The 24650-nt window shown below is 67.7% G+C and carries 20 protein-coding genes; 10 read left to right on the plus strand and 10 right to left on the minus strand.

Annotated elements, in window-relative coordinates:
- Positions 1–12 precede the first annotated feature (12 nt).
- A complete protein-coding gene (locus tag SAVERM_RS01480) occupies positions 13–1203 on the minus strand; it encodes an IS110 family RNA-guided transposase (protein WP_010981645.1) in 1191 nt (396 codons plus the stop codon).
- Positions 1204–1512: 309 nt separating this feature from the next.
- Positions 1513–2472, minus strand: coding sequence for a helix-turn-helix domain-containing protein (locus SAVERM_RS01485; RefSeq protein ID WP_010981646.1), 960 nt, complete (start codon positions 2470–2472; stop codon positions 1513–1515).
- A 259-nt stretch (positions 2473–2731) separates the two neighbouring features.
- Here SAVERM_RS01485 and SAVERM_RS42110 point away from each other — a divergent pair, with 259 nt between their 5' ends.
- A complete protein-coding gene (locus SAVERM_RS42110) occupies positions 2732–3028 on the plus strand; it encodes a hypothetical protein (protein WP_137951561.1) in 297 nt (98 codons plus the stop codon).
- An 874-nt stretch (positions 3029–3902) separates the two neighbouring features.
- On the opposite strand, the gene SAVERM_RS01495 is transcribed toward SAVERM_RS42110, so the two are convergent.
- The 4 genes from SAVERM_RS01495 to SAVERM_RS01515 form a co-directional block, all read right to left on the minus strand.
- Positions 3903–4574 (minus strand): hypothetical protein, encoded by a 672-nt coding sequence (locus SAVERM_RS01495; RefSeq protein ID WP_010981648.1) that lies wholly within the window; start codon positions 4572–4574, stop codon positions 3903–3905.
- Positions 4571–5173 carry a sigma-70 family RNA polymerase sigma factor gene (locus SAVERM_RS01500; protein ID WP_010981649.1) on the minus strand — a complete coding sequence of 201 codons (603 nt, stop codon included), beginning with the start codon at positions 5171–5173 and terminating at the stop codon, positions 4571–4573. Before SAVERM_RS01500 ends, SAVERM_RS01495 begins: the two co-directional genes overlap by 4 nt.
- 991 nt (positions 5174–6164) lie before the next feature.
- Positions 6165–9848, minus strand: coding sequence for an NACHT domain-containing protein (locus SAVERM_RS01505; protein WP_010981651.1), 3684 nt, complete (start codon positions 9846–9848; stop codon positions 6165–6167).
- A gap of 594 nt (positions 9849–10442) precedes the next feature.
- Positions 10443–11327: a nucleoside triphosphate pyrophosphohydrolase family protein gene (locus tag SAVERM_RS01515; protein WP_010981652.1), complete on the minus strand. Its 885-nt coding sequence runs from the start codon at positions 11325–11327 to the stop codon at positions 10443–10445.
- A 117-nt stretch (positions 11328–11444) separates the two neighbouring features.
- On the opposite strand from SAVERM_RS01515, the gene SAVERM_RS01520 reads away from it, so the two are divergent.
- Genes SAVERM_RS01520 through SAVERM_RS01535 form a run of 4 tightly spaced genes read left to right on the plus strand, consistent with a single transcriptional unit; the run spans position 11445 to position 13833 of the window.
- Positions 11445–11705 carry an acyl carrier protein gene (locus tag SAVERM_RS01520; RefSeq protein WP_010981653.1) on the plus strand — a complete coding sequence of 87 codons (261 nt, stop codon included), beginning with the start codon at positions 11445–11447 and terminating at the stop codon, positions 11703–11705.
- Complete coding sequence (locus SAVERM_RS01525; protein ID WP_010981654.1) at positions 11702–12109, plus strand: helix-turn-helix domain-containing protein; 408 nt, start codon at positions 11702–11704, stop codon at positions 12107–12109. The genes SAVERM_RS01520 and SAVERM_RS01525 overlap by 4 nt, the downstream gene beginning before the upstream one ends.
- A complete protein-coding gene (locus tag SAVERM_RS01530; protein WP_010981655.1) occupies positions 12106–13002 on the plus strand; it encodes an ImmA/IrrE family metallo-endopeptidase in 897 nt (298 codons plus the stop codon). Before SAVERM_RS01525 ends, SAVERM_RS01530 begins: the two co-directional genes overlap by 4 nt.
- Before the next feature lie 42 nt (positions 13003–13044).
- Positions 13045–13833 (plus strand): thymidylate synthase family protein, encoded by a 789-nt coding sequence (locus tag SAVERM_RS01535; protein WP_037650995.1) that lies wholly within the window; start codon positions 13045–13047, stop codon positions 13831–13833.
- Positions 13834–13874: 41 nt separating this feature from the next.
- On the opposite strand, the gene SAVERM_RS01540 is transcribed toward SAVERM_RS01535, so the two are convergent.
- Entirely contained in the window at positions 13875–14906 is a 1032-nt protein-coding gene (locus tag SAVERM_RS01540) for a nucleotide kinase domain-containing protein (RefSeq protein ID WP_010981657.1), read from the minus strand.
- Positions 14907–14953: 47 nt separating this feature from the next.
- Between SAVERM_RS01540 and SAVERM_RS01545 the strand changes: the two genes are divergently transcribed.
- From SAVERM_RS01545 to SAVERM_RS01560, 4 genes are all read left to right on the plus strand, one after another.
- On the plus strand, positions 14954–15241 hold the full coding sequence (locus SAVERM_RS01545; RefSeq protein WP_010981658.1) for a hypothetical protein: 288 nt from the start codon (positions 14954–14956) through the stop codon (positions 15239–15241).
- Positions 15242–16596: 1355 nt separating this feature from the next.
- Positions 16597–17511 carry a helicase associated domain-containing protein gene (locus SAVERM_RS01550; protein WP_255253749.1) on the plus strand — a complete coding sequence of 305 codons (915 nt, stop codon included), beginning with the start codon at positions 16597–16599 and terminating at the stop codon, positions 17509–17511.
- A 158-nt stretch (positions 17512–17669) separates the two neighbouring features.
- Positions 17670–18623 carry a hypothetical protein gene (locus tag SAVERM_RS42965; RefSeq protein WP_137951558.1) on the plus strand — a complete coding sequence of 318 codons (954 nt, stop codon included), beginning with the start codon at positions 17670–17672 and terminating at the stop codon, positions 18621–18623.
- A 119-nt stretch (positions 18624–18742) separates the two neighbouring features.
- Positions 18743–19384 (plus strand): hypothetical protein, encoded by a 642-nt coding sequence (locus tag SAVERM_RS01560; RefSeq protein WP_137951557.1) that lies wholly within the window; start codon positions 18743–18745, stop codon positions 19382–19384.
- On the opposite strand, the gene SAVERM_RS01565 is transcribed toward SAVERM_RS01560, so the two are convergent.
- The 3 genes from SAVERM_RS01565 to ltrA all read right to left on the minus strand — a co-directional run bounded on the left by SAVERM_RS01565 (position 19371) and on the right by ltrA (position 22749).
- Positions 19371–19610 carry a DNA-binding protein gene (locus SAVERM_RS01565; RefSeq protein WP_242432094.1) on the minus strand — a complete coding sequence of 80 codons (240 nt, stop codon included), beginning with the start codon at positions 19608–19610 and terminating at the stop codon, positions 19371–19373. The two genes, SAVERM_RS01560 and SAVERM_RS01565, sit on opposite strands and share 14 nt — an antisense overlap.
- Before the next feature lie 65 nt (positions 19611–19675).
- Positions 19676–20926, minus strand: a complete 1251-nt coding sequence (locus tag SAVERM_RS01570; RefSeq protein WP_107082937.1) for an IS256 family transposase — start codon at positions 20924–20926, stop codon at positions 19676–19678.
- 56 nt (positions 20927–20982) lie between these two features.
- Positions 20983–22749 carry a group II intron reverse transcriptase/maturase gene (gene ltrA, locus SAVERM_RS01575; RefSeq protein WP_010981662.1) on the minus strand — a complete coding sequence of 589 codons (1767 nt, stop codon included), beginning with the start codon at positions 22747–22749 and terminating at the stop codon, positions 20983–20985.
- Positions 22750–23225: 476 nt separating this feature from the next.
- Here ltrA and SAVERM_RS01580 point away from each other — a divergent pair, with 476 nt between their 5' ends.
- Positions 23226–24476: an IS701 family transposase gene (locus SAVERM_RS01580; RefSeq protein WP_037644659.1), complete on the plus strand. Its 1251-nt coding sequence runs from the start codon at positions 23226–23228 to the stop codon at positions 24474–24476.
- Positions 24477–24650 lie beyond the last annotated feature (174 nt).

Consider the following 24650-nt stretch of genomic DNA (forward strand, 5'->3'; position numbering starts at 1 on the left):
CCAATGACGATGTCAAGTCGCTGCCGTGACGGTTGGTCGGACCTCGTAGCACTCTCCGTCGCGGAGCATGGCCCACAAGACGTTGGCTCGTCGACGGGCCAGAGCGAGCAGGGCCTGCTTGTGTCCCTTGCCCTCGTTCCGCTTGCGCCCGTAGTAGGCCTGGGAGGCGGCGCACGTTCTGAGACTGGCCATTGCGGAGAGGTAGAAGGCCCGGAGCAGGCCGCGGTGGTAACGGCGCGGGCGGCGCATGTTGCCGCTGACACGACCGGAATCCCGTGGCACGGGTGACAGGCCGGCGAAGGAGGCCAGGCGATCTGCCGTGCCGAAGGCCTCAAGGTCGCCACCGGTGGCGGCGATGAATTCGGCGCCCAGGAGGGTGCCCATGCCGGGCAGGCTGCGGATCACCGTCGCGTGTCGGTGATCGTTGAACCGGGCTTCGATGAGCGCGTCGAGTTCGGCGATCTCCTGATCGAGTGCCTGCACGCCCTTGGCGATGCGGGCGACCACGGCGGCCGCGAGGGTCTCTCCCGGCAGTGCGGTGTGCTGGGACCTGGCCGCCTCGACAGCTGTTTCGGCGAGCGCGGCGGCGTTCTTCACCTTGCGGTTCTTTAGCCAGGTTCCGATGCGCCTGGCCCCGCTGCGGCGGATCGCGGTCGGCGTCTGGTAGCCGGTCAGCAGCATGACCGGACCCTTTTTGCTCAGGTTCAACGCCCGCTCCAACGCGGGGAAGAACTCTAGGAGTTGGGCCCGCAGCCGGTTGGTCTGACGGGTGCGGTCGTTGACCAGGTCGAGGCGGCGGGCGGTCAAGGTGCGCAGGTCGATGGCTATCTCATCGCCGGGCCGCAGGAGACCGAGGTCCTGGCGCATGCGTGCCTGGTCGGCGATGACGAACGCGTCCTTCTCGTCCGTCTTGCCCTGGCCGCGGTAGGCGGCTGACGCCTGATGCACGGCCAGGCCGGTGATGTAGACCATCGGCTGGTCGTGGCTGAGCAGGAGGCTGATGAGCAGGGCGGCGCCACCGTGGTTGATGTCCACCGCCCACAGGGTGTCCTCGCAGAGCGCGAGTACGTCTGCGATCAGCTCCAGCAGGGCCGGTTCGTCGTTGAAGACCCGGCGTGAAAGGAGGCGTTCGCCGCGTTCGTCAACCACCACGCAGTGGTGGTGTTCCTTGCCTATGTCCACTCCGGCCCAGATCTGGGGCACGGGTCACCTCCGCCAGCTCGTCGTCACAATCGATCCCGCAGACGACCTCGCCGACGTTGTCCTACACAGCGATCAAGTCGCGTATCCCAATTAGCGGTCGAGTCGTCGCGGGGCTCCGGGCGGCCAAGTTCTTTGAGCCATCCAACGGCGACAAGCTCACAGCCATACCCAGAACCCCAGGGGTCCGCCGATCTTACGAATGACCAGCTAAGACCCACGCTTGGAAGGTAGGACAAGCTCAGTCACGCGCGGATACCCGAAGGCCCCGTACCGGACAAGGCCCGGGGCCTTCGGGATATCACTGAGAGATCACCGAATGGTCGCGATGACCGCCGTAACCGTGGCCCCCAGCACGCTCATCACACCCACCGTGAGGACCAGAAGCCGCCTCATGTAATCGGCGCTGATCGAGGGCTCCACGGGAGTGACAGTCAGCGGAGGCGGCGTCTTCCGGTGCCGCAGATTCGCGATCTTGATGCGAGTCACCGTGTAGTGCCAGATCAGCGTCCGCTCCTGGTCGACTCCGCACGCCCGCAGGAATATGTTCAGCCACTCGGTGGTGGGCAGTTCATCCCCGTTGAGCACGTGGGCGAAGGTCGCGCCGGATATCGGGTAGTACTTGCGACTGCGGCGTTCCAGCGCCCCTATGGTCAGTCCCTTGTCCGCCACCAGCTCGCGCATGACGGACAGCACGTCCTGCGGAGTGGTGCACAGCGCCAGCGCAGTGTGCACGTGGTCGACCGTGAGACTGCTGACCCGCTGGGGATCCTCGGGAAGACGGGCGTCCAGTTGCATGTGGGCGTCCATGAACTGCTGCACGAGGGTCAGCAGACCGTCCGGCTGCGCGGGGACGACAGCTTCCGGGGCCGGGACAGGTTTGCGCAGGCCACCGAGCAGGCGGGGGTGATGCACTTCGGTCCGCTCGTCGGCGCCGTCAGGCTCACCGGTTTCGGCTTCGGCAGCGCGCACCTTGACCTTGCCCGCGGCCTCCTCAGTCTTGGCGCGCGCCAGGGCGTTCTTGTGCAGGCGCTGCCAGGTAGTGAGGTCGCCGGTGAAGCCGCAGCCGCGGACGAATGACTCCACGACCTCCCACTTGGGCACTGTCTTCCCGGATGCCGCGGTCGACAGCGCAGCGGAGGAGTAGTGAGACTTGTCGGACAGGTCCTTGTAGGTCAGGCCACTGGAGCGGCGGAGCGCCCGCAGTTCGCGGGCGAGCTCCGCCACCTCCATCGGCGCGGCTGCCGGGATGTCCTTCTCAGGACGCGCCATGCGTGCCCCTAGGCTGGCGCAGGCCGTGCCGAGCGTTGCGCTCGTGGACGCGGCGGGTAAACCGCTTTGCCCCGCGGTGCAGGTGACGGTGGTACAGGTGACGCGGCGTCATTACCGCCTCGGACGGGGATACCCGGGGTGCGGCGGGGTGGGCGTCCTGCCGGCTGGGCCGGGTGCAGCGCGTGCATCCGGGGCGGGCTCCACTCGCCCGGCCGTTTCCGTCGCCGGTTTTATGGCGAGCGGCACGGTCGTCCCCACCGTGTCCGTTGTCGAGTTCACGACGACCGGCACGACCGTGCTCGCCCGGACGGGCCGCGTCGCCGAGGGCGCCGTTGCGGGTGCGTGTGACCTGCAGCAGGAGATCGCCGACGACGCCTGCGACGAAGGCGGCGACCAGCGCACTGAAGAAGGGGTCGGAGATGGCGGCCTGCGCGGCAACGCCGGCGACGGCACCCGCGCCGTTCGCCGTGACGGCGGAAACGATCAGCCGCCGTCGCTTTTTTCGGCTACTGCTGGATGGAGACATCTCAACTCCCGGTTCGTAGGGCTCGTCTGAGTCCCTGTGAAGGTGGAGATGAGTGAGGGCGCCCCTTGCGGAGCAGCCCTCCCTCATGACCCGCCCCGGGAACCGGAGCGGGCGGGTGAGCGGCCTGAGTGCTCAATACGTATTCAGTTAGGGCGCGCTTGGCCCGAACCCGAGAGAGGGAGCGCCAACTCCCGTACTCCCAGCAGTGACCCGAGGGTCACCGAGGCTTCCGCGCGTGGCAAACAGTCTGCCCCATGGGGGTATGGCCGTAGCACCGCGTACACCCCGCCCTCCCCTCTTGTGAACTCGTGAATAACCACCCTCCGGCGACACGGGTGCCGTCAAGAGGGCGTGAAAAACGGGAATCTGATATAGCGACAGGCGCCGCTTCACTCGCACGTTCATGCGGCTACGTCCGCTTTGGCGTACTTCATTAACGCGTACGGGTAGCAGTCAACAGTCTGCGAACAACTCTGGGAAATCTCATTTCTGCAGGTCAGAGGTATAATTTGGTTGTTGGAGTTCTTCAGCGGTGTCCCGCGACCGCTCCACACGACTCCCATGGCAAGACACCATGGGGCTGCGGTCAGCGCCAACTGGCCGGAGCAGGGAGACATCTCAAGGCCTGAGTGCTCCTGCAGGCCCCCCGCAGTAGCGGGGGGCCAAAAAAATGCCACCGCCCGTATGGGGCCTTTGCCCGCTTCGCAGCCTCCGATGGTCATCCGTGAACAACCAGCGGTCAATTCCCCTCGCAGAAGGGCAGTTGTGACCGATGTCACCGACGTGGGGCATACCGGTCTACACCAGCTCTGATCTGCTCCGAGCAGCATTGATCTCCTCCAGGCGCAATCGATCGGGAGCGGACACGTGCGCTCTCCGGAGATGTGACGGCGAGCCCTCACGGTCAGCGCCGGGTGAAGTCGTGCATCAGGTCGGCGAGGCGCCTGCCGGGACGCTGGACGATGATGCAGGAGTCGGCCTTCGCGGTAGCCAGGCGGTCGACCTCCATCTCCAGTCCCCCGGTGGGAGCGCCGGCGAGGCTGGAGCCGGTCCTGCGGACGTACATCGCGACGGCCTCCAAAGTGGCGAGGAAGGCGCTGTCGGGTGCTTCCGAGTCGAGGACGTCGTCGGTGACCTCGTGCAGCCAGTGCCGCGCCTCCCGCACCTCACCCAGGGCAAGGTGGTGCAGGTGCAGGCAATATGCGGCGGCGCGGTGGCCGGCCCCGGCGGCGAGCTGCCACCAGAACTGGGCGCTCTCGCGGTGTTCGGTCAGGTAGAGCAGGCACGCGAAGACGAGGGCGCCGTCGACGTCCAGATGGCCGTCGTCGGCGGGGGTTTCGGGTTCCTGGGCGAGGCGGTCGACGTGGTCAGCGGCGTCGGGCTTGTTGAGGATCCAACGGCACACCACGGACAGCCGCTGTCCGGCCTGGGCGGCGCGGACCATGTCCGGGTTCGGCTTGGCTGCGGCGGCGGCCGCGTCGGCGGCGAGGCGGCGCAGGGCGGCACCCACATCGAAGCCCTCGCGTCGCGTGGTGGGGATGCGGGCGTCGGCCAGGAGGTCGTCGATGGCGGTCACTGTCCTGCCCCTTTCTTGTCCTTGCCGGGAGCGGTCGGCAGGCCCAGCCGGATACGCAGGCGTTCCTTGCCCTTCCGGCCGTGATAGTCGACGGTGCGCGAGTCCAGTCCCATGTAGCGGGCGATGCGTTTGGTGGGGTAGCCGAGCAGGTGGCGCAGGACGATCACGGTGAACTGGCGGGTGGGCAGCTCCAGGATCGCCTCGTACAGGCCGCCTGCGCTGTTGCTGAGCTCGAGCTGACTGCGGACCGCTTCGAGGTTCTTCGCTATCGGGCCGTTGATGAGGAACGCCGGCGAGCGTCCGTCCTCTTCGAGGCGGCGGGTGACGCACCGGTGCAGTACGGAGAGCGTCTGCTGTTCGAGGTCACCCTGCTGCAGCAGTTCGTCCCAGCCTCCGAGGATCTCCAGGAACACCTGGTGGACCACCTGTTCGGCCACCCGTCGGCTGCCGAGGTGGATCTCCGAGAAGTCGTGGAAGAACTCCTGGTGCCCCAGGTAGAAGCCCTCGAAGTCGAGGGGCAGGGCGGGAGGGGCCTGGACGGGCTGGCCATGGCCGCCGTCCTGGGGCGATACGTCAGTGCTGACGTCGCCGTTGCCCATACGGTCCTCCAGGAGATGCGAGCGCCGGTCCTCGTCGTGAGGCCGGCGGTGTCCTTACGCGGGCCAACTTGCCCGCGCGAGTGCCCAGTTGCATCGGGCCCTCATGGATCACCCTGTCGTTTTTCGGGGCCTGAAACTCATGCGACCCTCGGAAATTGTGACTCTGCGATCTTCTCCATAAACGGAATGTGATTGCGATTCAGGTTCACACGTTCGAAGGTGGACCGTGAGCTGCGGCGACAGAGGCACGCGTGAAAGTACCCTTTTCAAGAATCGCCGGGCTCGTGGCATAGGTCACACCATGCTCGGCCCTGCGCGGACATCTCGTGAAACGCAAGCCATCACAGATGGCCGTGTGTGCGCAGAGCCGGTCCGCCGTCACCCCTGGGAGTGACGCGGGGCATTAAGGCGCCGACCGGCGGCCCGGCCTGTCAGCTTCTAGCAGGTGAAGGCGCTTCCCCGTCGCGCACCCCCCCCTTGATCCCAGACGCTCCGCAATTGGGCCTGCCCTGGGCGCGCTCGCCGAGGCCCAGACCTTCCACCTCCAGGGGGTAGGGCGGCTGGCCCGTGCCGAACGGGCTGCCGCCAAACAACGCGCGCAGCAGGATGCGCCCGCATACCTGACCGCGGAGACAGCACGTCTGCATGCGGTCCGTGAACGGATGGCCTCCGAGGCCGAACAGTGGTGGCAGGCCCTGCTCGCCAACGACGAAGACACGGTCTGTGAGGCGGTGAACACCGCCTTCTCCGACAACCCGGCCGCCGGCCGGGCCTTCCGGTAATGCCGCTGGCACCATCTTCTTCGACGACCTGTTCGGCCGTTCCACCCCACCGGACCGCGGCTGACTAGGCTGAGGGGCCCCGCCGGGTGAGTGGAGGCCGTGGCGCCGCCGGTCGGGCCAACGACAGCGCCCGCGCACGGTCCTGCGGTCCTGCGCCGGGAGTCGTCTGGTGAACCTGAGCAACGGACACGTGCACCTGTGCCGACCTGTCACTGCTGGCGCCAGCGGCGGGTGACGAGGTTCAGCTCGTCCAGGAGGCTCGCGTCGTGTACGAGGGGCTGCAGCCAGTCGACGTCGGTGGGGCGCAGGCGGTGCAGTCCGTCATGGGTGAGTGTCTTCAGCAACGGCTCGGCGTGTTGGGCGAGCCAGTCGTCGGCGCCGAGATCGCGAGCCAAGCGGAGCAGGCCGACCACGGCTTGGGGCGGTCTGGGGTGGGGGATGCGCTCCAGCAGAGTGATGCCTTCGGTAAGCACGGCCTGGCCCGGTGGGTGGTCTGCAGCGTGCCACATGGTGCTGGTCTGGGCCTCAGTGAACAGGCAGAGCAGTCGGGTCAATGGGTCGCCGCTGGCATCGAGGGCGGGTGCATCGGCGCCGAAGCGGCGTGTGATCCGGCCCAGTTGAACGTGCGGGATGTCCGGGCGTCCGGCGAGGTCGCTGACGCACTGGGCGAGGACCAACCAGGTCCGGGCGGACAGACCGCCGGCGCTGGTGAACTGGATGGTGGTCAGCTGGTCGAGGATGTCGATGACGGTGGCCGCGGGCAGGTCGGCGGCGGCGTGGAGAAGATGGCGTCCCAGGATGTCCGCGGCCAGCAGGCGCCCGTCGCCGGACAGGCTCCGCAGCATCAGAAGGAGTTCGGCGTAGGGGGTGCCGGGCGGCCCGGGATCGTTGGCGGGCCGGTACAGCAGGGAGATCAGCGCATGTGCGAGGGACAGGCTGCGGGTGCGGTCGACCCCGTGGTAGGTCTCCAGGGCTGCGGGCATCTGGTGCAGGACCGGTGCCACAGCATGCAGCACGTGCTGTGCGCCGAGGTCGTAGGTGAAGGCCGCCGGCCGGTACAGGCCGGCTGGAGCGGTGCCATCGAGATGCTGGAAGGTCTGTGCCGTGGTGTCGTCTCGGGTGGCGAGGTTCACGGTCCAGGCGAGTTCTTGTTCGGGCTGGTGCGTGGACAGCCCCACCAGTAGGTCTCTGCGGCCGGTGGCGGGATCGGTGAAGGGCTCGGCGGCCAGGGCGCGGGTGAAGGCGTCCCAGGATCCGTCGCTGAACTGCGAGCGCCACAGCAGGGTGTGGCGGCGCCAACAGTCGACCGTGTTGCGGCTGCCCACAAGGGCGGAGGCACGGAGAGTGGGGTGGGCCAAGACGGCCAGCAGGAGCAGGTTGGCGCTGTAGACGGCGTCTTGCTGGGTGCGGTGCGTGAGGGCAGGGCGGTACGGCACGTGGGTGCGGTGGTGGGTGTCGCCGGGCGTCTGGTTGAAGAGACTGGTCAGCAGCGAGGTCAGATGCTCGCGCTGTGCCTGGGTGAGGCGGGTGAGTTGTTCGCTGGTGTTGCGTACGACTTCGGCCCGGTCGGTGAGCGGGACGTGGGAGAGCAGCGCGTACAGCCGGCCGTCGTCGACGGGGTGGTCGCTGTCCGGGCTGGTGGTGGGCAGGAGATGGCGCAGTTCGCCGGTGACAAGGCGGGTCAGCAGGTATTCGCCGAAGGTGGCGTGCAGGAATTCGTAGGCTCTACGTTCGTGGCCGGTGACGATGGCCTGAGCTTCGTGGATGAAGAAGAAGCGGCCGAACAGCAGTGGCGTGGCGTCGGCAGGAGCGGGGTCGAGCAGGGCAGCCAGGTCGTTTTCGGCGTCGGTGGCGGTGATGCCTTGCCGGTGGCGGTTGAACATGCCGATCGCGATGACGGACAGGCGCTGCAGTTCGTGGGCGACGCGGGCGGCTTCGGTGTCGGCCGGCAGGGCGTTGTGTTTGGTCACCTGGCGGCGCACGAACTCGGTCAGGAGCCGCTCGTACAGGCCCAGGCGTTGGATGTCCTCACCGTGCAGCAAATGCAGAGCGTTGCCGGAGGCGTCGTAGAGAGCGAGCATGAGCAGCAGCAGCGGCTGGCCGGCGAGTTCTTCGTGACGGCCCACCACATCCCATGTGAGGGGCTGCAGGGCGTGGGTGGAGAAGTAGCGGCGGTTGGTGGTGTTCCAGACGTGGAGCCAGCCGCGGATGCGGTCAGCGTCGAAGGGTTCCAGGCGGATGACGGTGCTGGGATGCGGGGTCAGGGCCTGGTCGGCGACCACGGTGCGGCTGGTGACGATCACGATCGTGGGGCGTGCCTGGTCGGCCTCGCGCTGCTGGAACTGCTGCACGCTTTGCAGGTAGGCGAAGTGGCGTGCGGGATCCATGTGATCGGCCGCAGCCTGGAGCAGTTCGTCGAAGCCGTCCAGGAGGACGACTCTGACGACGCCTGTGTCCGGGTCGGTGACGTCGGGCCAGGGTGTGCGGCGGCCGGTGGAGCGCAGCACGGCCTCCTCAAGCTGTTCCTGGACGCCCAGGTCTGCGGGCAGGTGACGCAGTTCGACGCGCTGGCAGAAGAACTCCGCCGCGGGCAGCCGGGCGGCGATCAGCTTGGTCAGCAGCGACTTGCCAGATCCCGGATGGCCCAGGATCAGCAGCGGCGCACGGGTGGCGTCCTCGGTGAGCAGATGGGCTGCGAGGAAGTCCTCCAGGTCGTCCCACAGCGGCTGGACTTCCCACCAGTCGTCACGGGCCAGGGCACGGTCACCTGAGCGGCCGGCCACGCGAAAGGCGGGGTTGATGTAGCCGGCCTCCAAGTCGGGGATGCGCGGGCCCGACTCCTCGACCTGGGCCAGAGGGGCACGGAGTTGCTGCTGGTGCGCCGGGGTAGGGGCGCCGTTGTCCTGGGCGAAGGTCTCCAACAGCCGGGACAACCCGGCGAGGCCCCGGCTAGATGAAACGTCCGGTGTCACAGGCTCGGACGGGTCCAGGGCTTCGGGCGGGTCTTGCGTCTCGGAGGTCAGGCGCAGTTCGGGGCATTCCCACGTCACCTGGGCCAGCAGGGCTTCGTAGCGGCGCCAGGCGCGGTGCGCGAGCTTGTCCGGCTGCTGGCCGCCTACGCCGCTTTCGTCGCATACGGTGTCGGCCGCGTAGGCGTAGGCGGCGGCGATTTCCGCACGCAGGTCGGCGGGATGCCTCACCCGCTGCGATCCCAGGGTGACACGCTCCAGTTCGGCCACCACGTCGCTGGTGAGATCGGCCTGCTCGTGCCCGAGTTCTGTCGTGTAGCGGATGCCGGAGGCGGCCACGGTCTCGCAGAACGCCGTTACCAGGGTGACCAGATCGGCTGCGCGCAGCAGGGCGGTTCGGGTGGTGCCGCAGCTGGCCCCTACCCGGTCGGCGAATCCTTCCAGCACGGCGTTCAGGTCGGTGACGACGGCACCGTGCAGCTTCAGTGGCTCCAGTAGTTCTGCGGCCAGCCGGTCGAAGCCCGTCCTTTCTCCGATGAGGACGCCCACGGCGCTGACGAAGTCGTCGGGGACGTCGGGGATGGTCTGGGCGGGTGGCAGAGCGGGCGGTTTAGCGGCGCGTGGCCGCGGTGGCGCGTGGTCGGCATCGGTTTCCGCCTCGCGGTGGCGGTGGCGCCAGTAGGCCAGGTCGGAGGCGAGTCCGGCCGACGGGGTGGTAGTTGCCCGTTGGTGGCAGTACTCCACGATGCGGGCAACATCGTCCCAGGGAGGCAGGGTGGAGCGATGCCCGTTGAGCAGCATGGAGATGGCGGCGGTGCTGCGGTTCACGGCGCGTGCTAGGTCGCTTTGCTGGATGCCGCACTCACGCACCAGGCGCCCCAGCAGCTTGCAGAAGACCGCTACCGGTCCCGAAGTCTCCTCCACGCACCCACCCCCGCCATTCACGCTGATTCAGTGTGATCTCTGGCAGCGTAGGCAGTGACCTGCGCCAACCACCGTCCGCTTTGGGACTTTTCAGCGAAACCCCGGCCCGGGCCTGCCGTCCGTCACGGTCGATGCGACACAACCCCAGCCTTCTTCGAGGAGTGCGCATGTCCTGGCTCACCGCCCCCGTCCCGGCTCTCGTGCTGGCCCTCGTGTTCTTTGTGTTTGCAGGCGTCGTGCTGCCCGCGGTGTGGTCCACACAGCCCGCACGCCGGAAGGCAGCCGCCGCCGTTCTTGCGCAGCTCCTCCGAGCCGGACGCGATGTCGGCGGCACACGGCTTTCCATGCCGCCGTCCCCGCCTTCTGCCGGTCCTGCCACGGCCACTCACCGGCAGACGCAGGTCCAGCCACACCACTCGGACAACGACGCGCAGGACGCGGCATCGTGAGCCCGCTGCATGGAGCCAGCCCGCATCGTCCGCGCTCGGCGTGCCGGTGGGATGTGTCTCCTCGGCCTTGCTGTCACCGGCCGGCGCGCTCACGTTCGAAGCGGTTCGGAACGCGTCGGCCGGGGCGTTCCGAACCGCCGGGGTGTCAGTCCTGGGTGACGGTGAGGGTGCGCTGGTCGAGGTCGAGCTGGACGATGCCACCGTTGTGATCGCGGAGCTGGCGCCAGGCGGCATAGCCGGTGAGGATGGCGTGTTCCCAGTCCGCGGCACGGCAGATGCTGACCTCGAGGTGGGCGGTCATGTGACCGATGGTGGCGAGGAGTTCCTGGTCGATGTGCTTGATGTCGGCGAGGTAGCGATGGCGGGCGGCGTACGAGAAGACGAGGGCTGAGATGCCTTCCTCGATGGCGATGGCGCGGCCGCCGTCTTCGGCTTCGTCGGCGCGGGGGTCACTTTTGCGTTTGCGGCCCAGCAGGAAGCGGGTGACCGGGGACCAGCCCAGCACCGTGGCGTGGGCGAGGTGAAAGATGTCGTGGAAGCGGTAGCCGTCTTCGACGTGGGAGGCGCTGGTGAGAGGGTCACCGGCGGGGGTCCCGTCTTCCCGCGTGAGGACGATGACGGTGCGGCCGTCGTCGGTCTTGGTGGGCGTGAAGGTGAGTGAGGTCTGCCGGGGCAACTGTTCGTGGGCGGGGAAGCCGGCGTCGAAGGGGGCGTGCTCCTCTTGGGGGGTGGTGCGCCAGCGGTCTTTGACCTTCTCCAGGTTGGCGGCGGCTACGTCGTCGAGGTCGAGTCCGAAGCGGTGGGTGAGAGCGGCGATGTACCACAGGACGTCGCCGAGTTCTTCGCGTAACTGGTGTTTTCCCTGTTCGAAGGCGGGTCCGTCGCGCAGGAATTTCTTGTACGCGGTGGTCAGGGATCCGACTTCGCCGGCGAGACCGAGGAGAGGGACGAGGACGGGGTCGGTGCCCTCTGCGGGGGGTTGGAGGGTTTTGATGGCCGCTTGCTGGTAGCGCTTGAAGTCCACACGCACGCCTGTCTGATCTTGGGACAGCCCCGTTGGCTTTCCCGACAGTGTGTCGTATGCTACGACAGCGCCGTTGGATATGCAGACGATTGGGGAGAGTTGTCGAACACAGGCACACCGAGCATGGACGACATCACCTCGGTCGTCATCGACTTCCTCGCCGAGTACGAGGGCGTCTCCCCCGGCGAGCTTCGCTCCGAACTGGAGCAGGACGGGCGGGAGTTGCCCGTGGACTCCCTCTTGGTGGTCGAGATCCTCACGCGCATCGAGGAGCGTTACCACGTCGCCATTCCCGCAGACCGGGAAGCGGCCCAGGCGACCGGGTCGGTGCGGGCATTCGCCGCGGCGGTCCTGGACGCGATCGAAGAAAGGCAGCAGTCATGACCCCTCCCCTCTCCGACAACCGTGACCGCGATCCCGAGCTGGTGCGGCTCGGTGAACGGCTGAAGAAGACCCGCGACTACTTGAACATGTCTCAGCAGTTCGTCTCGGACTCCACCGGCATCCCCCGCTCGGCCATCAGCGACATCGAGCGCGGCGAGCGGCGTGTGGACAGTCTGGAGCTGAAGAAGCTGGCGCGCCTGTACCGGCAGCCGGTCGCCTATTTCCTGGCCGAGGAGAAGGACGCGGACGCCAGCGAGTACTCGCTGGCCGGTCTGCCGCGAGCGCTGGCCCAGCTCACCGACGGGGATGCCAGGACCGTGCTGGAGTTCGCCGAGTACCTCACGCTCCGGCGCGCGGCAGAACGCGAGGATCAGAACGCCGAGGGCGGGAGTCCGACGGCGTGAACTGGGCCCTGGCACACCGGATCGCTTCGATCGCCGCCGTCCAGACGCACCGCGACCTCGGCATCGACCGCACGCAGTACGTCCACGTGCACCGGGCGCTCGGGGCAGCGGACGTGATCGGGATGGCGCAGCCGATGCCCCGGCTGTTCGGCGTGTACTTCTCCCCCGCCGACAAGGGACCAGCCGTGATGCTGAACGCTTCGCTGAACGCGATCACCCAGCGGCACACGGCCGCGCATGAGCTGGGGCATCACCGGCTGGGCCATCGCACCGCGGCCGATGAGGAGCTCGATCCCGCGCTGCGCTGGGGCAACGGCAGCTGGCCCGAGGAGGAGAAGACGGCGGAAGCGTTCGCAGCATGGTTCCTGATGCCCCTGCCGGCGGTGCGGGCAGCCCTGGAGCGGATCTGCGGCAGCCGGCCGTCGCATCCCGAGCACGTCTACCGGGTGGCGCGCGAACTGGGTACGTCGTACGCCGGAACCGTACGCCATCTGGTCAACCTCCGGCTCCTCGATGCCGGCCGGGCTGGCCAGTGGTCCAAGATCGCTCCTGCCGACCTGCGCAGCTCACTGGCGGCCGGGGCCTCGCTACCCGGGCAGGCCCAGGTGCACGTGATCACAGCAGCCTCCGCGGGGCAGACGGTGCACGCCGACGCGGGCGATGTGCTGGTGCTGCACCTGGACAACGCGCTCTTCGACGTCCTGCCCAAGGGAGTGGAGCCGTGGACCAGTGACGGTACGACGCCGTTGGCGAGCGCCGTGGTGACCGACGAACTTCCGCCGGGCGAACAGGGCTTGATCGAGGTCGCGGTGCCGACGCACGGCGCCGCGCTGCGGCTGACTGTGGTGCGCGAAGCCCCGCGTGCCGGGGTCGACGAGACCTGGCCCGCCTGAGCCCGACTCCCCGGACCACACCCGTATGTGTCAGGAGGACTGATGCACACCTTCACCGTGACCGAACGCGACGTCACCCAGGCCTGGGTCGCCGCCTGCAACAAGCTGGACCGCAAGGACAACCCGGACCGGACCGGCCTGCACACGGTGGTGCGCATCGCCGACCCGACGAGCGACGACCCGGTGTTCCGCGCCGAACTCGACCGGCTGCGCACCGCTCGCGGGCTCTGGCCGTTGGAGACCGTGGCCAGCACCCTGTTTCCCGCGGCCCTGGCGGCACGGAGCGCCGACCCGGATGACCTCGCCGAGCGCTACCGACGGATGTATCCAGTCATCAAGCGGTACCCGGGCAACCACCGCGGCACGTACTTCGGCCGCCTGGTGTTCTACCCTGCGGCGTCGAAGACCGGCATCGACCAGCTCAGCACCGTCATCAGCCGACTGCGGACACAGGCCGCGGGCACCAAGATAGCCGCCGCGTACGAGATCGACATAGCCGCAGCCACGGACCAGGAGGAGGCTGGCGCGGATCTGCTGGTCCACACTGCCGGGAAGGACAACAGCTACATCGGCTTCCCCTGCCTGAGCCACATCTCCCTCCAGCTGGACCGCGACCGGCGGGTGCACGCCGCGGCCCTGTACCGCAGCCACTTCATGTTCGAGCGCGCCTACGGTAACTACCTCGGCCTGGGCCGCCTGCTGGCCTACATCGCCCAGCAGGCCGAACTGGCCTGCGGAACCCTGACCGTAATGGCCGGCCACGCCCGGCTGGACGGCCCCGTCACACAGCTGCGCCCGCTGCTGACCGGCACCAGCCGCCTCGCGGCATAACGGCAGCCGGCGCAAGGCCACCGCCGTCGCATGCGGCACGCTCAGTGTCCGGGCGGGCCGTTGAGCTGCCACTTGGGCGGGAACCAGGCCGGCATCGCGTCTGCCTGCTGCCGGTAGGTCTGCTTGATGCGGCTGCGGCCGCTGATCCCGGCGATGTCCGGGTGGGCGACCCGGGCGTACTTGTCGACCTCGCAGAACAGGTTCTGGCAGTCGATCAGCTGCAGCGGACGCCCGCGCAGTCCCGCAAAAGAGAGGCCCAGGCGGGCGAAGTGCTCGTCCTGGGTGTCGGCCATGTAGCGGATGACCTCCGCCTCGATGCCGTCAGCCGCCGACCCGAAGCACTTGCGGATGCCGTCGCGCGCCCCGGGCCCGGGGACGACGAAGTCCATCTCCGAAAACGGCATCTCGGCCGCGTAGTTGAGGTCGATCACGAACTGGTAGGCCAGGAACGGCCCGATCGCCGGGAAGCCCAGCAGAACCCGGTAGGCGCCCTCCAGCGTCGGCGCGGACAGCACCCGCTGCGGCGCGTCCGCGGTCATCATCATCTCCAGCAGCCGCAGGTGGTTCTGGTGCTTGCGCTCCTCGCCGAGCTGCGGCGGGGGCACGATGTAGGCGGCCGAGTACAACCGCTGCCCGGCAGAGAACGCTTGGGAGAGCACCCGGTCATAGGTCCGGTAGTCGTAGGCGTTCCACCGCACCTCTCCCAGCGCGCCGTTCAGCAGCCGCCATGTCGAGGTCTTGTTGAAGATCTTGAACAGCAGGGTCCGGAAGAAGACTTCCTCCCACGCCTGCTCGCCCCGGTAGATCACGCCGCCGATCAGGTCCTGGCTGACCCGGTCGGCGGCCCTGAAGCAGTTGGTGAAGCGGTGTCGCTGCAGAATCGGATCGTCTGTGAACGGCCCCGCTCCCCCGGCCAGTCGCGCCTCGTAGACCTTCTGACGCGCCGCCGCGAAACGCCAGTAGGTGTCGAACACCGGCGTCACCGTCAGCGTGCGGCCTGCCACACGGATCTTCCTCGCCGGGCCGCAGTCTAAGACCCTCTGCTCTGCACGCTCTTGCAGCACCGTCACCATGGGGTCAATATATATTCAATATAGATTGGTGTCAGCGAGGGGGACGTGTGGAATTGCTGTGGCAGTGTCCACGACGCAAGACGCTGGTCGACTGGCCGGAGGACGTGGACACGAGGCTGGACGTCCTGGTCCGGGCCGCGGCAGCGGCCGGGGAGCAGACGTCGCGTTCGCAGGTGCTGGCCGCACTCGTGACGGCGGCCGAGGTCCGTCCCGCCGTCATCTCCGAACTCCTCCACTCCTACCGCCAGATGCAAGCCGACGCCCTCGAAGCGGACAACACGCGCGCCGACTTGCCGTCCGTACGCTCTCCCGGACGCACTCGCGGCAGGAGGTGACGCCGAGTCAGTCCCGGTTTCTCACCCGAGTGCCTCCGGTGGCCCGGTCAACGCCATCAAACGCCATAAGGTCACGGCTGCGTGCGCCGTTTCTCGATGGGCGGCCGATCAGATATCCCGCAGACCTGGGCCGATCACTCAAATGCCCTGACCACCGTCGCCGAGGATGGAGCTAAATGGGTCTCCAGGATGACGAGCTCGGCGCCTGGTGCGCTCCGGGCGGCGCGGTGCCTGTACAGGGCGAGACGACATGGTCGTTCCTGCATCGTGTCGCCGTCTGCTACGGCCTTGAGGTGGGCGAGCTGCTGGCGTGGGGGTGGTGGCAGTGGGTGAATCCGGTCACCCAGAGGCGCGGCCGCCGTCCGGACGGCGATGTGCTCCTGAACGTCACAGCCCAGGCACAGGTCGCGGCGTGGGCCGGGGCCCCAGTTGCGCATCTGGCGCGGGCATTGCCGTCGTGGACGGCCGGCCCAGCGTCCTTCGGTGAGCGGGCCCGTGCGGAGGAGGATGGGCACGGTGGCGGGTGGGAGCTCAGGCATGGGGGCCGGTGTCTTTCGGCTGCCGTCCGTGTGCCGCCCGGCGCAGCGGCCGGATGCAGCGGGTCTGGAGGTACGGGCAACGGTGGAATCGGGTGTGTTCCCGGCACGGGCGGTGGCTACTGGATGTCGGCGATGGCCACGACCTGGAGTATCTGGACGTGGGCGGGTGCCAGGAGCTGGCTGCCGCCCAGGCCCGGTGGCCGCGGACGGCCCGGCGGGCGGCGAGCACGGGTGCGGAGCCGGGGGCTGTGTTCGCAGTGGCGCGGGCGGTGGTGTGCGGGTGGTGGCAGCAGGAGGCGTTCTGGGAGCGGGAGCAGGTGTGGAGTCAGCGCCTTGAGCGGATCACTCTCGACACCAGCCGCAGAAGCGAGGTGGCATCGGAGTGGCCGGCAGCGTGGTGGCAGCTGGTCGCGCGCGACGCGGTTGTCTTCCCCGAGGTGGTCGCGGTGGCGGCGGCATTGGTGGATCCGGCCCTGCGACTGCTGGTGACGGATGAACGGCCGCTTGTCCGCCGGTCCCGGCACAATGGCCGTTTCGTGACCGCGCTCGGAGAGCGGCTGGAGCGCGGCTGGCTGGGAGAGGCGGAGTTGACAGAGAAGCCTAGCGCCCTGCAGGCATGGATGAGGGGTCTGGCCCGCGAGGTCCGCTCGCCGTCGCTGTCTGGTTCGGCACGCCGTGAGATGTGGCGGGTGCAGGCGGCCCATCAGCCTGCGGAAGTGGGGGCGGGGCTGCGTCTCTTGGCTACCTCCCCCACTCGCCTTCCGACTGCACGCCGGGTCGACGGGGTGGCGGGCCGAGCTGTGGCTGCCTCGGCGCGTGGGGCAGGGCGCCGGGTTGAAGGCCGTATCCGAGGAACGGTTCCAGGATGGTCTTGGTCACGCGCGCAGGTATGTGGCCCGGCATGGGCATCTGGCCGTCCCGCACGCCGACGCCCCGCAGGATGGGTTCGACCTGGGCCGATGGCTGGCGAATCTGCGCGCCGCTTCTGCCGGCTTGCCGCCTGAGTACGTGCGGGTGCTGGCGGAACTGGACGTGTGGTGGAATCCGCCCTGGCCGATCAGCTGGCAGCGGGCCTGGCACCGGGCCCGTGCTCACGCTCTCGCCCACGGCCCCGTCAGCGGTGGTGACAATCTGGCGGGGTTGCCGCGCTGGCTTGAGCGGTGGCTGCGCCGCCAGATCGCCGAGTACTCCCAGCTGGCCGCGGAACAACAGCAGTTGCTTGCCCAGCTCGGCCTCACACCCGCCGAGATCGACCGCTTCCACGCCTGGCCCGCGCGACGCCGCAGCGTGATGCATGGCCTGGAGGCTACTCACGACTATGCCGCCAGCCATGGCCACCTGGCCGTCTCCCAGCTCACCTCGCACGACGGGTTCGCCCTGGGCAAGTGGCTCAACCAAGTGCGCCACCGCCAGCGCACCGCCACCCAGCCCACGCGTCTCGGCCGGCAGCTCACTGCCCTGGACACCTGGTGGAACCCGCCCTGGCCCCTGGACTGGCAGCGGTACTACTGGGCCACGCGCCATCATCTCCACGGCCTGCCCGAAGGCGTGGTGTGGTGGCCCGGCGCACCGGAAGAGGCACAGACCCAGCAGTGGCTGCACGAGCAGCAGGCGTCCTGGCAGCATCTGCACAACGAGCAGAAGGCGTTGGTGGGCCGCCTGGCAACCGATCAGTCGACGGGTGGCTCTCCCAGGAGCGACCGACCGGACTCATCGCCGCTGTCCAGCTGATCGAGGCCCACCTGGTCTCTCCCCGCGATGGCCCTTCCCTCCAGGCATCCTCCGCAGAAGTGCCTCGCGGGCGACCGCAGGACCTGGCGTGGCGCCAGTTCGTCCGGCCCGCCGCCGTTCCTGAGCCGGTCGTCCTAGCCGCTGCGTACGCTGCACGGATGACGCAAGAGTGGACCTCAGCCATGAGTTTCTCCTCGTTCGCTCCTCCTTCAGGTGGGCAGGACGAGGCGGCACCCGTCGACCCGCGCGAGGCCGTGGAGGCGGTAGCAATGCGCTGGCAGGCCTTCAGCAGTCGCGGAGCCCAAGTGGGCTGGGCTTCGCAGGAGAGTCTGAGGCAGGCCGGCGTTACGGGCTACGGGCCGCTGATCAACCGGGTGGTGGAAATCCACGGGCTGATGGGCAGCATCGGAGAACAACTCGCCCTGGCCCGGGCCGCGGAACAGGACGCACAGCGTCACCAACGGACCGCCGCCATCCATGATCCACGGCAAGCGGCCGTCCTGGAGCACAGCCGGCGGATGGCGGTGCGCGCCCTGTGCGAGATGAGTACTCATTTCGTTCTCGGTGCTGCGCACGGGCTGGCCAACCTCGTGCTGCGGACCGTTTTGTGCCACCCCGCTGCCGCTTACGAGGTAAACCAGGCGAAACGGCTGAAGAAGGCGCAGGGCTTCCCTCCGGGCACCGATCTCAAGGAGGCCTGGCTGACGTTCTCCCCCACAGGCGACGTCTGGTCCACGTTGCTGCCAGCAGCAGCCGAGGCAAGCGGCCTCACCTCGCTGCAGGACCTTGTGGCGCGGCTCTGCCTGCTGCAAGTCGACCCGAGGTTTTCCGCGTTGGAACAACGGCGCGGCATGGACTACCACCGTCACCGCCCGCAGTCTTTGGACCACACCTCACCGCGCGCCGGCCTGTGGTCATACGATCCCGTTCACAAGGTGTCCACGATGCGCATGCCTGGCGCCTCGGCGGACGCCGAGCGGGATGAGGAGACCGTCCATCGCATCAGCGCCGACGCGCTGGAGTGCCTGGGCGCGGCCCTCACCGACATCGAGCCCCTGATGGGCGAGAGTCTGCGCAGCTGCCATCTGTCCTGGATACCAGTCAACGCCTGACACCGATCGCCCACCGGCGGCGTGCAACTGGCCGCCGTCTACGGCGCGGCGCACACCCTAGGCTGGCCAAGTCTTCGCCGGGTCACGCCTTTTCGCTGTCGGCGCCCGGGGGCGTGTACATGGCCGAAAGAGAGAGTCGTGTGGAGTCTAACCCTGCGCCGTCGGCGCCACCTTCGGTTGAGGCCTCGGGCGAGCGCGCTATCGCAGTCGGCGGCGACGTTGAAATCGCCGTGACTGGTGACAACAACATCATCCACCACTATCTGATCTTCGGTGGTGTAGGCGGTCCGGCGGGCCCGACGCGTACGGACGAGGAGGCCCCGGGCTTTCCCGCCGCCAAGGTCAGGGTCGTCGTCCCTGTGCTGATCGGCCTGCTCAACTGGGTTGGCCAGGCTGCCTCGGTGCATCCCGGTCGGCGTCTGGTGCAGTCCTATGTGGAACAGGCTTTGCGCCAGGTTGGCAGTCAGGGACTGGTGGCCTACGGAGAAGAGCAGGACAACGACGAGAGCCTGCTTCTGTTCACCGGGGCAGCGGACATGCGCACGGTGGGAGCCTTCCTGCTGTCCGAGCTGGATCGCATGATGGCTGAGGACTGGCCCAACGTCACATGCAGCACCGGCTATCTCCTGCCGCAGTTGCGGCTTGTCCTGCACGCGGGATTCGGCGAATACGACGGCTCCCGCATCTCCAGTCCGTCCTTCGTGAAAACCATCCGGGGAGCTATTGTCAAGACTTGTGGATCAGTGATCAGAACCAGTTGATCGTGTCCTTCAGGAGGCGGGCGAACTTCGCCCTCCTACTCGCGTTCGCTCGCCAGGTTTCCTCGGCCTGAACGCTGGCGGCTATGACTCCAGCCTGGCCAGCCCGGTTCTCCGCCGGTATCAGACGGCGGTTGGCAATGAGCATCCCAACCCGGATGAGTGTGACGCCCAGGCGGCGGGCGGCTTCTGGCTGGGACATCCAGGCGTCGTCCTCGACGGTGTCCACCTTGAGCAGAACGTAGCCGCGGTTGTTTCGCGACCAAGACCGCCCCTCCCGACGTCGTTCATGCATCACGCTGCGGCCGTCGGTCGCTCGACCAGGAGGCCGCGTTCGAAGTGGGCTCCGGCGCGGACGAGGGCGACGAGGTGGGGAGCGTTCACGGCTCGCCACCGCTGCTGTGCGGACTCGACGAGCTTGAAGACCATGGCCAGGGCGGCGGCCGGACTGCCGGCGCCCCGGGCGACCTTGGTCCGCAGACGGACAGTGGCGAAAGTCGACTCGATCGGGTTGGTTGTCCGCAGGTGGACCCAGTGCTCGGCGGGAAAGTCGTAGAACGCCAGCAGCTCGTCGACGTCGTCGGTGATCTTCTTGACCGCCTTGGGGAACTTCGCGCCGTAAGTCTTGGCGAACTCGGCGACGGCCTTGAGCGCGTGGTCGCGGTCCTCAGCGTTGTAGATCTCCTGCAGGGCCTTCTTCGCGCCGGGCTGGGCGGACTTCGGCAGGGCGTTCGCGACGTTGGCGATCTTGTGAACCCAGCACCTCTGGAGCCGGGCCTCGGGGAACACCTCGGCCAGGGCTTTCCAGAACCCGAGCGCGCCGTCCCCGATGGCGAGGGCGGGAGCGCGCATGCCCCGGCGTGCACAGTCCCGCAGCAGGTCGGCCCACGAGTCGGCGGATTCGCGGTAACCGTCCTTCACGGCGATCAGCTCTTTGGTGCCGTCCCCGCGCACGCCCACCAGCACGAACGCGCACGACTTCGCCTCCCGCAGGCGTATGCGCAGGTGAATGCCGTCGGCCCATACGTAGACATAGTCGCTGGCGGACAGATCACGCTCGCCGAACGCCGCGTGATCGGCCTGCCATTGCTGGGTGAGCCGGGTGACCGTCGCCGGTGAGAGGCCGGCCGTCGAACCGAGGAACTGCTCAAGGGCGGGCACAAAGTCGCCAGAGGACAGGCCGTGCAGATAGAGCAGGGGAAGCACCTCGCTGACCTTCGGGGACTTGCGGCACCACGGCGACAGGATCGCCGAGGAGAACCGCTTGCGCTCGCCGGTGGACTCATCGACGCGCTTGTCGTTCACCCGCGGGGCCTTCACCTCGACGGCCCCGGCCACGGTCGTGACCTTCCTCGCCTGGTGATAGCCGTTGCGGACAACCAGACGGTGCTCGCGCTCATCCCGCTGATCGGCCAACTCGGATATATAGGCGTTGACTTCAGCTTCCAGTGCGGCGGCCAGCATCCGCCTCGCGCCCTCCCTGACGATGTCGTCGATCAGGGAACCGTGTGACGTCGTTCCCTCTTCGTTGACTACCGTGAGCAGTCGGGTAGCTCCGGGGCATTGCTGCACCGGAGCCCCCTCAGAACCGGACGTGCGAGTCATCCCCGCATCCGGCTCAAGCTGGCCTGTGGCCGCCGGTGGGCGTCATACTTCCGGTCGCCAGCGTGTGCCTGGCGATGACAGGTCGTGTGGATCAGCTCCAGGTTGCTCGGGTGGTCGCTGCCGCCCTTGCTGCGGTAGGTCAGATGATGCACGTGAATCGCCCGGAGGCTCCCCGTGAACCAATTGGCCCAGTCCTGAACGTCGTCCGGGTCGAACCCGACTCCGTCGATCAGATCCAGTCCGCACCTGGGGCAGAGCCCCCGCTGACGGTAGGCGAGGGAGAGGATCTTCTTGGGCTCTCCCACGGCCTGTATCCGCTTGCGTCGACGGTTCCCCCAGTACTCTTCCAGCTCCTGATCATCGGGCGACGCGTCGTCCTTGACCAAGGTGTGTCGCTGGATCGGCATCCAGGAGGCTTGCGGCAAGTAGTGCTCGGGGGTGCCGAACACCCACTTGCTGGACCTGCCTGGCTGGAACGTGCCCCAGTACCTCCGTTTGATCCATCCCCAGGGTTTGCGGCGATGCCGTCGCATGGCCCAGCGTTTCAGGACCTCGAAGGTGTGGGCGTCCAGTAGGTTGAAGGTCTCCTTCGAACAGACAGTCCGGTAGTACGTGGACCAGCCACGTACGAACGGTGACAGCGCCCTGACCAGGCTTTCAGTGGGCGAGCCGCTGTTCTCCCTGGCCGTGGTACTGATCCTCTTCCGGGCTCTCTGCAGGGCATCCCGGCTCGGCTTGATGATCAGTTTCTGGCGGAACCTGCCGACGTTGAACCCGAGGAAGTCCACCCCGCTGGAGAGGTGAACCACCCTGGTCTTCTCCTCGTTGAAGGAGAGACCACGGGGTTCGAGCCATGCGGCAAGGTCCTGCTTGGCCTTGATCGCCTCGTTCTCCGTGGTGCAGAACACCACGAAGTCGTCGGCGTATCGAACCAGAGTCGGCGAGGTCGTCTTGGCGTTCCAAGGGCGGTTCGCCCCGATGACCTCTCCCATCCCATGGAGTGCGATGTTCATCAGCAGCGGGCTGATGACGCCGCCTTGCGGGGTGCCTTCAGGCGTTGAGACGAACCGCCCGTCCTCCATGACCCCAGCCCTCAGCCATTGCTGGATCTGCCGTCGTCCCGGAAACAGGCCGACGGAGTCCATGAGGTGCTGATGACTGATGTGGTCGAAGGCGGCTGACAGGTCGGCGTCGAGGACCCATAGTCGCTTGGCGGTCCTCCGCCCAGCGACATTGAAGATCATCTCTATGGCGTCCCAAGCTCCCCGGCCTGGTCTGAAGCCGTAGCTCCTGGCCTCGAACCTGGCCTCCCACTCCGGTTCAAGAGCGTTCTTGAACCTGGCCTGGTCGACCCGGTCCCGGATCACCGGGATACCCAGAGGGCGCCTCTTGCCGTTCGCCTTCGGGATGTACACACGACGCACAGGCTGGGGGTGGGACATGGGGTCAGCAAGTATCTGCCGCGCCGTCTTCCCCCGCTTCTCCGGAGACAAAGCCTTCTGCCCATCGATTCCCGCCGTCTTCTTGCCGGTGCTGACCTGGCAGACCCGCCTGACACTCGTCAACGTGTTGGCCCTGGACCGCCGCATCAGCTTTTGCAGGTTGCGCACCTGCTTCATGTCACCCTCGCGGGCAGCCCTGAAAATCCTCTGACGCAGCCGCTTTACAGACGTCTCTTCTCGACTCCAGTCAATGCTGTGCCAGAACTCGGTGTCGCCCTCGGGTCCGTTCATCCGGGGTTCGGCGATGGCCAGTTCGGTCACCGCAGCCTCCCTTCAGTCCAACTTGCGCCTCGGTACAAGTGCTTGCCCATCGTCTCTTCATGGCCTACCTGGTCCACGTCAGCCGCCTTTCGGCTCCAGCCACAGGCTGGTGTCCACCGGGTTATGAGCCGCCAGGTGGGGACTCCTGGTCGGCGGCCGTTTCCCCTGGGCTTTCGCCCTGGTGGCGTTCGCTTCTTGGACCATCCTGTTCCCGCACGGGGGTTCGACCTCCGTTACCTTCGGCTTACCGGCTGACGAGGCCGGACCCGTACGGGGTTTCCGTGTTCCACATCGTGCAGTTGCGCCCGGGTGGGGTGCTCCCTTTCCGCCGTCCTCCGCGGTGACCTACAGGTCCCTTCCCGATGGGGACCTGCCACGCCGGGCTTCCCAGCCCTAGTAGGGCTTGGTCATCTTCACTTGCGCATGCGTGTCTACTGCTCTGTGAGCGTCGTTGGAGTGGTGTGACACCTGAGGAGATGGCCTCGGTCCGGGAGGATCTTGAGGCGTTCGCGGCGGAGTTGTTCGACGGGTTCTTTCGTGCGGATCAGCGGCGGTGGGGGCAGGCGTATGTGCGGGGGCTTCTCCTGGAGGGGCGGCGCAAGTCGGTGGAGCCGATGGCGGCCCGCCTTGGTGAGGACGGCAATCGTCAGGCGCTGGCGCACTTCATCACCTCCAGCCCGTGGGATCCGGCGCATGTGCGGGCCCGGCTGGCCTGGAGGATGCAGGACGCGATCGGGGCGGAGGCGTTGATCGTCGATGACACCGGCTTTGTGAAGGACGGGGACGCCTCGGCGTGTGTGTCCCGGCAGTACACCGGCACCGCGGGCAAGGTCACCAAATGCCAGGTCGGGGTGTCGCTGCATCTGGCCCGGGATCACGCCTCGGCCGCGGTGAACTGGCGCCTGTTCCTGCCTGCGTCCTGGGATCCGATGTCTTCGGAGGCGGACCCGGACAAGGTCGCCCGCCGCACCCGCTGCGGTGTCCCCGACCGGGTGGGCCATGTGGAGAAGTGGCAGCTGGCCCTGGACATGATCGACGAGACCCGGTCGTGGGGCATCGACATTCCCCTGGTCGTCGCGGACGCCGGCTACGGCGATGCCACCGCCTTCCGCCACGGCCTGGAGGAACGCAAGCTGCCCTATGCGGTGGGTATTTCCTCCCGCCACACCGCTCATCCGGCCGACGCCCGGCCTGTCCAGCCCGCCTATGCGGGCAGCGGACGGCCACCGGCAATGCAGTATCCCGAGCCTGCACAGACCATGAAAGACCTGGTCACCGCAGCGGGACGGGCGGCTGCCAGGGCGGTTTCCTGGCGGGAGGGCTCCCGGCCCGGCAAGTCGGTCAGCGGCTTCAAACGCATGCACTCGCGGTTCGTGGCCCTACGCGTGCGACCCGCCGGACGCGGGGTCCGTCAGAGCACCGACGGCCCGGAGCTGCCCGAACGCTGGCTGCTGGCCGAGTGGCCTGCTACCGAACCCGAACCAGTGCAGTTCTGGCTGTCGAACCTGCCCTCCGGGATGCCGCTGGCCACACTGGTGCGGCTGGCCAAACTGCGCTGGCGCATCGAACACGACTACCGCGAGATGAAACAGGCCCTCGGGCTGGCCCATTTCGAAGGCCGCACCTGGAACGGCTGGCACCACCACGTCACCCTCGTCTCCGCCGCCCACGCCTTCTGCACCCTGCAACGACTGGCGCAAGACCCAAAAGACGCGGCGGAGGAGTGAGCCTCTACCAGGTCATCCGCGACCTGCAGACACTCCTCGCTCTCTGGGCCGGTGCCTGCCCCACCTGCCACCGCGACATACCCACCCCACTCCGAACCTGACCAAGCCCTACTAGCTTGGTCTTTAACATCCGGCGTCGAATGGTGCGTCGAACTTGATCACTCGGTTCGGTAA

The sequence above is a fragment of the Streptomyces avermitilis MA-4680 = NBRC 14893 genome (assembly GCF_000009765.2).
GTDB classification, from domain to species: domain Bacteria; phylum Actinomycetota; class Actinomycetes; order Streptomycetales; family Streptomycetaceae; genus Streptomyces; species Streptomyces avermitilis.